General features: G+C 59.7%; 10 protein-coding genes. 6 read left to right on the top strand and 4 right to left on the bottom strand.

The features are described from left to right. Positions 1 to 246: 246 nt before the first annotated feature. Positions 247 to 1710 carry a transglycosylase SLT domain-containing protein gene (locus ACW9IR_RS26800; protein ID WP_102899186.1) on the bottom strand — a complete coding sequence of 488 codons (1464 nt, stop codon included), beginning with the start codon at positions 1708 to 1710 and terminating at the stop codon, positions 247 to 249. A 99-nt stretch (positions 1711 to 1809) separates the two neighbouring features. Further along, a complete protein-coding gene (gene gloB, locus ACW9IR_RS26795; RefSeq protein WP_457465639.1) occupies positions 1810 to 2577 on the bottom strand; it encodes a hydroxyacylglutathione hydrolase in 768 nt (255 codons plus the stop codon). A gap of 66 nt (positions 2578 to 2643) precedes the next feature. Between gloB and ACW9IR_RS26790 the strand changes: the two genes are divergently transcribed. From ACW9IR_RS26790 to ACW9IR_RS26770, 5 genes are all read left to right on the top strand, one after another. Beyond that, entirely contained in the window at positions 2644 to 3402 is a 759-nt protein-coding gene (locus ACW9IR_RS26790) for a class I SAM-dependent methyltransferase (protein WP_038366031.1), read from the top strand. Positions 3403 to 3492: 90 nt separating this feature from the next. Continuing rightward, on the top strand, positions 3493 to 3963 hold the full coding sequence (gene rnhA / locus ACW9IR_RS26785; RefSeq protein WP_007910572.1) for a ribonuclease HI: 471 nt from the start codon (positions 3493 to 3495) through the stop codon (positions 3961 to 3963). 192 nt (positions 3964 to 4155) lie between these two features. Further along, the gene (gene dnaQ / locus ACW9IR_RS26780) at positions 4156 to 4914 is read left to right on the top strand and encodes a DNA polymerase III subunit epsilon (RefSeq protein ID WP_457465636.1); all 759 of its coding nucleotides are present in this window, start codon (positions 4156 to 4158) and stop codon (positions 4912 to 4914) included. 144 nt (positions 4915 to 5058) lie between these two features. Continuing rightward, a complete protein-coding gene (locus tag ACW9IR_RS26775; protein WP_102899183.1) occupies positions 5059 to 7314 on the top strand; it encodes an Orn/Lys/Arg family decarboxylase in 2256 nt (751 codons plus the stop codon). A gap of 14 nt (positions 7315 to 7328) precedes the next feature. After that, positions 7329 to 7943 (top strand): GNAT family N-acetyltransferase, encoded by a 615-nt coding sequence (locus tag ACW9IR_RS26770; protein ID WP_457465634.1) that lies wholly within the window; start codon positions 7329 to 7331, stop codon positions 7941 to 7943. Here ACW9IR_RS26770 and ACW9IR_RS26765 read toward each other — a convergent pair. Continuing rightward, a complete protein-coding gene (locus ACW9IR_RS26765; protein ID WP_457465632.1) occupies positions 7909 to 8802 on the bottom strand; it encodes a LysR family transcriptional regulator in 894 nt (297 codons plus the stop codon). The genes ACW9IR_RS26770 and ACW9IR_RS26765 overlap by 35 nt on opposite strands. 85 nt (positions 8803 to 8887) lie before the next feature. Then, positions 8888 to 9118: a hypothetical protein gene (locus ACW9IR_RS26760; RefSeq protein ID WP_095118425.1), complete on the bottom strand. Its 231-nt coding sequence runs from the start codon at positions 9116 to 9118 to the stop codon at positions 8888 to 8890. A 184-nt stretch (positions 9119 to 9302) separates the two neighbouring features. Here ACW9IR_RS26760 and ACW9IR_RS26755 point away from each other — a divergent pair, with 184 nt between their 5' ends. Beyond that, positions 9303 to 9860 (top strand): NADPH-dependent FMN reductase, encoded by a 558-nt coding sequence (locus ACW9IR_RS26755; protein WP_457465630.1) that lies wholly within the window; start codon positions 9303 to 9305, stop codon positions 9858 to 9860. Positions 9861 to 9930: the final 70 nt, after the last annotated feature.

The following is a 9930-nucleotide window of genomic DNA, read 5'->3' as shown; positions in this document are numbered from 1 at the left end:
TTTACAACAACGAACGGCTGCACTCGAAACTGGGATATCTGCCACCGACCGTTTACGAGCGGGCGATGGCGTCAAAACCACCTATCGAGGTGTCCGGAATTAGTTGACCACTGCACAGCACGGAGATCGGCTCCCTTTCCCCCTCGCCCCCCGTGGGGGAGAGGGCTGGGGTGAGGGGGATGGATCTAAAGCACACCACAAAAACCTGATCCAAAAAAAAGCCCCTGAAATCTCAGGGGCTCTTCATCAGTGCGGCTGATAAACCGTGAGCATCTGCCCCGGCTTCAGTGCTTTACCCGCACCCGGATTCCAGCGCTTGAGATGCTGCATCTCAACGTTGAAACGCTTGGCCACCACGTACAGCGTGTCGCCGCGCTTGACCTTGTACTGGGTCTGCTGCGCGCTGTCGTCCTTGCCTTTGCTCTTGCTGTTGGCCGCAATCACTGTATTGACGCGCCCAGACTTGCGTGCCGGAGCGCGCTTGCTGGTGTCTTGCATTACCAGCGTCTGGCCAACCTTGAGGTTCTTGCCGGTCAGCTTGTTCCAGCGCTGCAGATCCTTGACTTCGACCTTGTTGGCCTTGGCGATGGAGCCGAGGTTGTCGCCACGCTTCACGCGATAAGCACGCTTGAGCTTGGCCACTTCCGATGGGTCAGCACCCTCGAACACCGGTTTCAGCGAGCGCGGGCTGATCAGCTCGTCAGGTCGCATGGTCTGCAAACTGGCGGTGAGCAATTGCGCCTTCGACGTTGGCACCAGCAGATGCTGAGGACCGTCGATGGTGGTGCGTTGCTTGAAGGCCGGATTGAGCTGGAACAGTTCGTCTTCGTCGATATTGGCCACCGCAGCAACCTTGGACAGGTCCATGCGCTGGTTGATTTCGACGACCTGGAAGTACGGTTCGTTGGCGATCGGGTTGAGATTGACGCCGTAGGCTTCCGGCGCCAGGACCACTTGCGACAGCGCCAGCAATTTCGGCACGTACGCCTGGGTTTCCGCCGGCAGCGGCAGGTTCCAGTAGTCGGTTGGCAAACCAAGCTTTTCGTTGCGCTCGATCGCGCGGCTAACCGTGCCTTCACCGGCGTTGTACGCGGCAAGGGCCAGCAGCCAGTCGCCGTTGAACATATCGTGCAGGCGGGTCAGGTAATCCATCGCTGCGGTGGTCGACGCGGTGATATCGCGACGGCCATCGTAAAAGCGCGTTTGACGCAGGTTGAAGTAACGCCCGGTGGACGGAATGAACTGCCACAGCCCTACAGCATCGGCCCGGGAATAGGCCATCGGGTTGTAGGCGCTTTCAATCACTGGCAACAGGGCCAGTTCCAGCGGCATGTTGCGTTCTTCGAGGCGTTCGACGATGTAGTGAATATAGAGACTGCCGCGTTCGCCGGCGTTCTCGAGGAAAGAGGGATTGCTGGCGAACCACAGGCGCTGTTGCTCGATGCGCGGGTTGACGCCGAGGCCTTCCTGCAGCTGAAAGCCCTGGCGCATGCGTTCCCAGATGTCCTGGGGAACCTGTGGGCTGGGCTTTTCGGTCAGCCAGATCGGCTTCTGCTTGGCTCGCGCAGCAATGTTCGGCGTATGGGTCGCTTCAGTCTGCGGAGCATGGCTGGAACAGCCCGCCAGCGTGGCGGACACAGCCACCGCGATGGCTTGCGCCAGGCGGGTCAATGCGTCTGAATTGACGGACTTACGTATGGATGACGACATTGGCTGGAAGTAAGTTCCGGGCAAAAATGTCGGGCGATTCTAGAAAGCGCACCCCCCTAGGTCAACCATTCAGAATTTTTGTATCAAGTGCTGGGTCACTTAGAACGTATCTTTCCATGCCCGCAGAGCCGCAAATACCTCACTCGGCGCCCGGTTTTGAGCGCCTGCCCGTTCGTCCACTTTTTGTGTAACTAATGTTTCAGTGGTACGCAAAAACGGGTTTGTGAGCTTTTCCAGAGCGAGGGTCGAGGGCAGGGTCATCACGCCGTTTTGCCGTTGCTGGGTGACTTTTTCCAGACGGGCGGCAATGTCCGGGTTGCTCGGCTCGACGGCAGCGGCAAACTTCAGATTGCTCAGGGTGTATTCATGGGTGCAGTAGACCAGCGTATCTTCCGGTAACGCGGCGAGGCGGCTGAGCGAGTGGTGCATTTGCTCCGGCGTGCCTTCGAACAGGCGGCCGCAACCGGCAGCGAACAGCGTGTCGCCGCAGAACAGCAGACCGTGGTGATAGTAGGCAATGTGTCCCAAGGTGTGACCGGGCACCGCATAGACGTCGAAGTCCCAGCCAAGCACGCTGACTTTGTCGTTGTCCTTGAGCGCCACGTCGCGCCCGGGGATGTTTTCGCTGGCCGGGCCGTAAACGGTCGCGCCGCTCGCGGCTTTCAGGCGTTCGACGCCGCCGACGTGATCATGGTGATGGTGGGTGATCAGGATATCGCTCAACACCCAGCCTGGGTGCGCTTCGAACCATGCCTGCACTGGCGCGGCATCGCCGGGATCGACCACCGCGCAGCGCTGGGTGCGGTGATCCTGTAACAACCAGATGTAGTTATCGGTGAACGCGGGCAGGGCACTGATCTGTATCATCGTCGGAATTCGCCAAGCGGAAAACATTGGCGCATCTTAGTAGTTCCTGGCGCTTTGGAGAATGCGATGAGTGATAAAGCGTTCGCACAGGCTGATCCTGACTGGCTGGCTCTGATCGGTGCAGCCCGTGAATGGCTGTCCGGCCCGCTCGGGCAATTTCTGCTCGATGAAGAGCGGCGCATGCTCGAAGACGAGTTGGGCCGATTCTTTGGCGGTTATCTGGTGCATTACGGGCCATCGGCCGAAACTCCGCCGGCAGCGCCGCAAGTGCAGCGCAATGTGCGCCTCGGTGCACCGTTGCCCGGGGTCGAGATCGTCTGCGAGGAGCAGGCCTGGCCGCTGAGCGAGCATGCCGCCGATGTGGTGGTGATGCAGCACGGTCTGGATTTCTGCCTGTCGCCCCACGGATTGCTGCGTGAAGCGGCGAGCAGCGTGCGTCCCGGCGGGCATTTGCTGATCATCGGCATCAACCCTTGGAGCACCTGGGGTTTGCGCCATGTTTTCGCTCACGACGCCCTGCGAAAGGCGCGCTGCATCTCGCCGTCGCGGGTCGCCGACTGGCTCAATCTGCTCGGCTTTGCGCTGGAGAAACGCCGCTTCGGGTGCTATCGTCCGCCGCTCGCGTCACCCAAGTGGCAGGCCCGTCTGGCCGGCTGGGAACGCAAGGCCGGTGACTGGCAACTGTCGGGCGGCGGCTTCTATTTATTGGTTGCGCGCAAGATCGTGGTCGGGCTGCGGCCGTTACGTCAGGAACGTCGCGAGCCTATGGGCAAGCTGATTCCGCTGCCGATGGCCAAGGTCAATCGCCGGCGCATCGAACCGTAAACCTTCTTTTATTTGTGGCCGGGTTTGTCCCGGCCTCGGTCATTGTCGATCCGTGATCGGCAAGACAGGCATTTTTCTGGATAGAGTGGCATGAGCGAAAGCGTTGAAAGCGTCGACACCGTAGAACTGTTCACCGACGGTGCCTGCAAGGGCAACCCCGGCCCGGGCGGCTGGGGCGCCTTGCTGGTGTGCAAGGGCGTCGAAAAGGAACTGTGGGGCGGCGAAGCCAACACCACCAACAATCGCATGGAACTGCTCGGCGCGATCCGTGGCCTCGAAGCCTTGAAGCGGCCGTGTGAAGTGCTGCTGGTGACCGACTCGCAGTACGTGATGAAGGGCATCAACGAGTGGATGGCCAACTGGAAGAAGCGTGGCTGGAAAACCGCAGCGAAAGAACCCGTGAAAAACGCTGATCTGTGGAAAGAGCTGGACGAGCAGGTCAATCGCCACAAGGTCACCTGGAAATGGGTGCGTGGGCACATTGGCCATCACGGTAACGAGCGGGCGGACCAGTTGGCGAACCGTGGCGTGGATGAAGTGCGCGGTTACAAGCAGAGCTGATTTCGCTTCTGAACCGTGGTGCGGCCATTCGCGAGCAAGCTCGCTCCCACACTGGATCGTGTTCACAACATAAATCCACTGTGGGAGCGCGCTTGCTCGCGAATGGGGCGACACGGTCCACCTGAAACACCCCGCCGAGCGTGCTAACATCCGCGTTTTTTGCAAGATCGACCCGTTGAGAGCTGAACACTGATGGCCACCAGATCCGTTGTACTCGATACCGAAACCACCGGCATGCCGGTGACCGATGGTCACCGGATCATTGAAATCGGCTGTGTCGAACTGATCGGCCGACGCCTGACGGGCCGGCATTTTCACGTTTACCTGCAACCGGATCGCGAGAGTGATGAAGGCGCCATCGGCGTTCACGGCATCACCAACGAATTCCTCGTCGGCAAGCCGCGCTTTGCCGAAGTCGCCGATGAGTTTTTCGAGTTCATCAAAGGCGCGCAGCTGATCATCCACAACGCGGCGTTCGACGTTGGCTTCATCAACAACGAATTCGCCTTGATGGGCCAGCAGGATCGCGCCGACATCACCCAGCACTGCTCGATCCTCGACACCCTGATGATGGCCCGGGAACGTCACCCGGGGCAGCGCAACAGCCTCGATGCGTTGTGCAAACGTTATGGCGTCGACAACTCCGGCCGTGAACTGCACGGCGCCTTGCTCGACTCGGAGATTCTTGCCGACGTCTACCTGACCATGACCGGCGGCCAGACCAGTCTGTCGCTGGCCGGCAACGCGTCGGATGGCAATGGCTCGGGTGAGGGCGCGGACAACTCGGCGACCGAGATTCGTCGCTTGCCGGCCGATCGCCAGCCTGCGCGGATCATTCGTGCGACGGAAGATGAACTGGCGGCGCATCTGGTACGGCTGGAGATTATCGCCAAGTCTGCCGGTGGACCGGCGATGTGGACGCAGATCGCCGAAGCCGACGCGCAGGCTTGAAAGACCAAAAGATCGCAGCCCAGGCTGCGATCTTTTGTTTTTGGCGGCATGAAGCCAACTGGCCACCCTCGCCACTTTCGCTGCAACCCTCTACCCTGAGTGCATTGGCAGACATTGCGCCGCCGCCTCAGGACACTGAGCCTCATGTACAAAGATTTGAAGTTCCCGGTGTTGATCGTCCATCGCGACATCAAGGCCGACACGGTCGCCGGTGACCGTATCCGTGGCATCGCCCGGGAGTTGGAGCAGGAAGGTTTCAATATCGTTTCGGCCATCGACTACACCGAAGGGCGGTTGGTGGCATCCACCCACCATGGCCTCGCGTGCATGCTGATTGCCGCCGAGGACGCCAGTACGAACTCGCATCTGTTGCAGAACATGGCCGAACTGATCGGTCTGGCACGGGTGCGGGCACCGGATCTGCCGATCTTTGCCCTCGGCGAGCAAGTCACTCTGGAAAATGCTCCGGCCGATGCCATGGCCGAGCTCAATCAACTGCGCGGCATTCTCTATCTGTTTGAAGACACCGTGCCGTTCCTCGCCCGGCAAGTCGCGCGGGCGGCGCGCAAGTATCTGGATGGTTTGCTGCCGCCGTTTTTCAAGGCGCTGGTGCAGCACACCGCCGACTCCAATTATTCCTGGCACACCCCCGGCCATGGCGGTGGGGTGGCTTATCACAAGAGTCCGGTAGGGCAGGCGTTTCATCAGTTCTTTGGTGAAAACACCTTGCGTTCGGATTTGTCGGTGTCGGTGCCGGAACTCGGCTCGCTGCTTGATCACACCGGGCCGCTCGCTGAAGCGGAAGCGCGTGCAGCGCGCAATTTCGGCGCCGATCACACCTTTTTCGTGATCAATGGCACCTCGACCGCCAACAAGATTGTCTGGCACTCGATGGTCGCGCGCGACGATCTGGTACTGGTCGATCGCAACTGCCACAAGTCGGTATTGCACGCGATCATCATGACCGGCGCGATTCCGTTGTACCTGTGCCCAGAGCGTAACGAGCTGGGGATTATCGGGCCGATTCCGCTGAGCGAATTCAGCCGCGAATCGATTCAAGCGAAGATCGACGCCAGCCCACTGACCAAGGGCCGTGCGCCGAAAGTCAAACTCGCCGTGGTCACCAACTCGACCTACGACGGCCTCTGTTACAACGCCGAGCTGATCAAGCAAAGTCTTGGCAACAGCGTCGAAGTGCTGCATTTCGATGAGGCCTGGTACGCCTACGCGGCGTTTCATGAGTTTTTCTCCGGGCGCTACGGCATGGCTACTTCGCGCAGCGAAGACAGTCCGCTGGTATTCACCACGCATTCCACGCACAAGCTGCTCGCTGCGTTCAGTCAGGCGTCGATGATTCATGTGCAGGACGGCGGTGCCCGGCAACTCGATCGCGACCGTTTCAATGAAGCGTTCATGATGCACATCTCGACCTCACCGCAGTACAGCATCATCGCCTCGCTGGACGTGGCGTCGGCGATGATGGAGGGCCCGGCCGGGCGTTCGCTGTTGCAGGAAACCTTTGACGAAGCGCTGAGCTTCCGTCGTGCGCTGGCCAATCTGCGCCAGCACATCGCGGCTGATGACTGGTGGTTTTCGATCTGGCAGCCGCCGGGTGTCGAAGGCATCGACCGCGTGCAGACCGCAGACTGGTTATTGCAGCCGGACGCCGAGTGGCACGGCTTCGGCGAGGTCAGTGACGATTACGTCTTGCTCGACCCGATCAAAGTCACGTTGGTGATGCCGGGGCTGAACGCCGGCGGTGCGTTGAGCGAGAAGGGGATTCCGGCGGCGGTGGTCAGCAAGTTTCTTTGGGAGCGTGGACTGGTTGTCGAAAAAACCGGCCTGTATTCCTTTCTGGTGCTGTTCTCGATGGGCATTACCAAAGGCAAATGGAGCACGCTGCTCACCGAATTGCTCGAATTCAAACGCAGCTACGATGCCAACGTGCGTCTGGAAACTTGCCTGCCGTGCGTGGCGCAAGAAGACACCGCGCGTTATCGCGGCATGGGCCTGCGCGATCTGTGCGATCAGTTGCACGCCTGTTATCGCAGCAACGCCACGGCCAAACATCTCAAGCGCATGTACACCGTGCTTCCGGAAATTGCCATGAAACCGGCTCACGCCTACGATCATCTGGTGCGCGGCGAAGTAGAGGCGGTGCCGATCGATGAGCTGGAAGGCAGGATTGCTGCGGTCATGCTAGTACCGTATCCACCGGGGATTCCATTGATCATGCCCGGCGAACGCTTTACCGAATCGACCCGCTCGATCATTGATTACCTGAAATTTGCTCGCACGTTCGATAGCAGCTTCCCCGGTTTCGTCGCGGATGTGCATGGATTGCAGCACGAAGATGAAGGCAATGGACGGCAGTACACCGTCGATTGCGTCAAGGAATGAGGACTTTTCCCAGTATGCAACCGGTCATGAATCCGAAATACCCAGGGCTGTCGGTGCGCGTGGCCGATGAAGGCTTTGCGCCGTATATCTGGGGCAGCGACTTCAGTTTCGAAGTCGCTGCTTATGGCGCCGCCGTCATTGGTCAGCCGGTCGAGCAATGGCGAGTGACGCCGATCGTGCCGTACCGCAAATGCTACGGCATTGATCCGGAAGAGTTCAGCGCTTTCCACAACGCGCCGGACAGCGCGATTTTCATGGCGTATCTCGATGATGAGCCGGTTGGCCATCTGGTCATCAGCACCAACTGGAACGGCTTCGCCCATATCGATGAGCTGGCGGTGCATGCGCCGGCCCGGCGCCATGGTGTGGCCAAGTCGTTGCTCGATGTCGCGCAGTTCTGGAGTCGCAAGAAAAAGCTGCCGGGGATCATGCTCGAAACCCAGAACAACAACCTCGGCGCCTGTCGATTGTATGAGCGTTGTGGTTACGTGATTGGTGGCGTGGACCAGTTGCGCTATCGCGGCATTGATCCGAACACCGCCGAAGTGGCGTTGTTCTGGTATCGATTGTTCGATAATCCGCTGGAGAACGCGCTCAGCTCGCCAGCATCGCCTCGGCTTGTTCCGTGATGATCGCCAGTAACGTCTGAATCGCCGCCGACGGCGCGGCGTGCTTGAAGGTCAGCGCGTAGAGGCTGATCGGCACGGCTGGCGACAGCGGGCAGACATCCAGCCCGGCGGCGCGCGCGCCCAGTGCGGTGAACGGGTCGACGATGGCCAGGCCTTCGCCGGCCTCGACCATGCTGCGCATCATCTGATGGGTTTGCACGCGGGTCTGGATGCTCGGCGCCGGGCGCAACGCCTGGAGTTTGTTTTCCAGTGCCGGGCTCAATGGGTCCTGGCCTTCGAGGCCGACCATGGCCTGGCCCGCGAGATCCTGCAGGGAAATGTATTTCTGTTTCGGTTGCAGCCAGCCGTGGGGCGCGAGCAGTTGCAGCTTGCCCTGGGCCAATGGCTGGCAATCAATGTCGGGATGTTCGGGGTCGTGCAGGCTTAGACCGAGATCACTTTCGCGCAACAACAGGCTGCGAACGATATCGCGGGTCGGCGCACTGAGCAGGCTGCACGGTGCATCCGGCAGGCGTCGGCGCAGGGCCGCGAGACTTTGCGGGAGTAATTGTTGCGCCAGCGGCGGGGTGCCGATGATGCGCAGGGGCGGGGCGAGGTATTGCTTGAGGCTGCTGGCCAGCCGTTGCACGGGTTCCAACGCTTCATAAACGTGAGCGATTTCCACCTGCAACGCCCTTGCTTCGGGCGTCGATTGCAGGCGCCCTCGCACGCTGGCGAACAGCATGAACCCCAACTGACTCTCGGCTTCGCGCAAACGCTCTTCGACCTCGGTCACCGGCAACTGCAGCCATTCGGCCGCGGTGCCCAGGTGACCGGTCTGCAAGAGCGCCTGAATCACTTCGATATGACGTAAACGCATGCGTGAAGTCCATGTTCAGCAGGTGGGGTCAGTGGCTGAATCCTACCCCAAGTCTGCGCATATGACTTCTGCTCATAACGGCCAGTTATGAAGCGACGGTTGGCTCGGGCTCGCGGATCAGGGTGATGCCTGACTGAACCAGGAGAAACTCGTTCTCGTTGACCTTGTTGACGCGATCGCCAATGGCCAACTTGTAAATCGGCTCCGAGCCAGTGGAACCGTCTGCCGACGGGTTGGATTCCTGGAACTCATGCACGGAATAAACGCGGCCTTCCGCATCTCTTGCATGGAACTGACCGACCAGTACTGCTGCCATCTGCTTAGAACCTCTGGAGATAAAACGCTTGATTTGCGGCTTGGTAGACCGCCATCAAGGCCTGTAAGTTTTCCTACAGGAAAAAAATAATCAACACGCGGGAATTTACCTCGGGTGCTGGTGGAATCGTCACCGGATCATCTATAACTACGGGCTCCTCCCACGGACCATCGAGAGTTCTTCCATGAGCAATGTCTACAACGTCGCTGTAGTGGTCGGTAGCCTGCGCAAAGCTTCGATCAATCGCAAAGTCGCCCTGGCGCTGGCGGAGCTGGCCCCGGCGAACCTCAAGCTTGAGATTGTCGAAATTGGCGATCTGCCACTTTATAACGAAGACATCGACGGCGATTCACCGCCGGCAGCCTACAGCACTTTTCGACAAAAAGTGGGTTCATCCGACGCGGTGCTGTTTGTCACGCCCGAATACAACCGTTCGGTGCCGGCGCCGCTGAAGAATGCCATCGACGTCGGTTCGCGGCCTTATGGCAAGGCCGTCTGGAGTGGCAAGCCGGGGGCGGTGATCAGTGTATCGCCGGGTGCCATTGGTGGTTTCGGTGCCAACCAGCATCTGCGCCAGTCGTTCGTGTTTCTCAATGTGGCGTGTATGCAGCAGCCGGAAGCGTATCTGGGCGGGGCGGGTTCGGCGTTTGATGAGGCGGGCAAGTTGAGTGAAACGGTGAAACCTTTTCTGCAGAGTTTTATCAATGCGTACGGACAATTCGTAGAGCAACACAAGAAGTAACCTGTACACGGAACAATGTAGGCCTTCGCCTGCTCGCGATAGCGGTGTGTCAGTCGACCAATTGGTAACT

The organism is Pseudomonas sp. SDT291_1_S447, from assembly GCF_054070155.1.
Note: the sequence above shows the minus strand (reverse complement) of the source record. Positions and strands in the feature narration are given on the sequence as shown.

Coding starts and splice junctions, on each gene's coding strand:
- ACW9IR_RS26770 (WP_457465634.1), top strand. CDS start 7,329: ATGCAACCGGTCATGAATCCGAAATACCCAGGGCTGTCGGTGCGCGTG.
- ACW9IR_RS26765 (WP_457465632.1), bottom strand. CDS start 8,802: ATGCGTTTACGTCATATCGAAGTGATTCAGGCGCTCTTGCAGACCGGT.
- ACW9IR_RS26760 (WP_095118425.1), bottom strand. CDS start 9,118: ATGGCAGCAGTACTGGTCGGTCAGTTCCATGCAAGAGATGCGGAAGGC.
- ACW9IR_RS26800 (WP_102899186.1), bottom strand. CDS start 1,710: ATGTCGTCATCCATACGTAAGTCCGTCAATTCAGACGCATTGACCCGC.
- gloB (WP_457465639.1), bottom strand. CDS start 2,577: ATGATACAGATCAGTGCCCTGCCCGCGTTCACCGATAACTACATCTGG.
- ACW9IR_RS26755 (WP_457465630.1), top strand. CDS start 9,303: ATGAGCAATGTCTACAACGTCGCTGTAGTGGTCGGTAGCCTGCGCAAA.
- ACW9IR_RS26790 (WP_038366031.1), top strand. CDS start 2,644: ATGAGTGATAAAGCGTTCGCACAGGCTGATCCTGACTGGCTGGCTCTG.
- dnaQ (WP_457465636.1), top strand. CDS start 4,156: ATGGCCACCAGATCCGTTGTACTCGATACCGAAACCACCGGCATGCCG.
- ACW9IR_RS26775 (WP_102899183.1), top strand. CDS start 5,059: ATGTACAAAGATTTGAAGTTCCCGGTGTTGATCGTCCATCGCGACATC.
- rnhA (WP_007910572.1), top strand. CDS start 3,493: ATGAGCGAAAGCGTTGAAAGCGTCGACACCGTAGAACTGTTCACCGAC.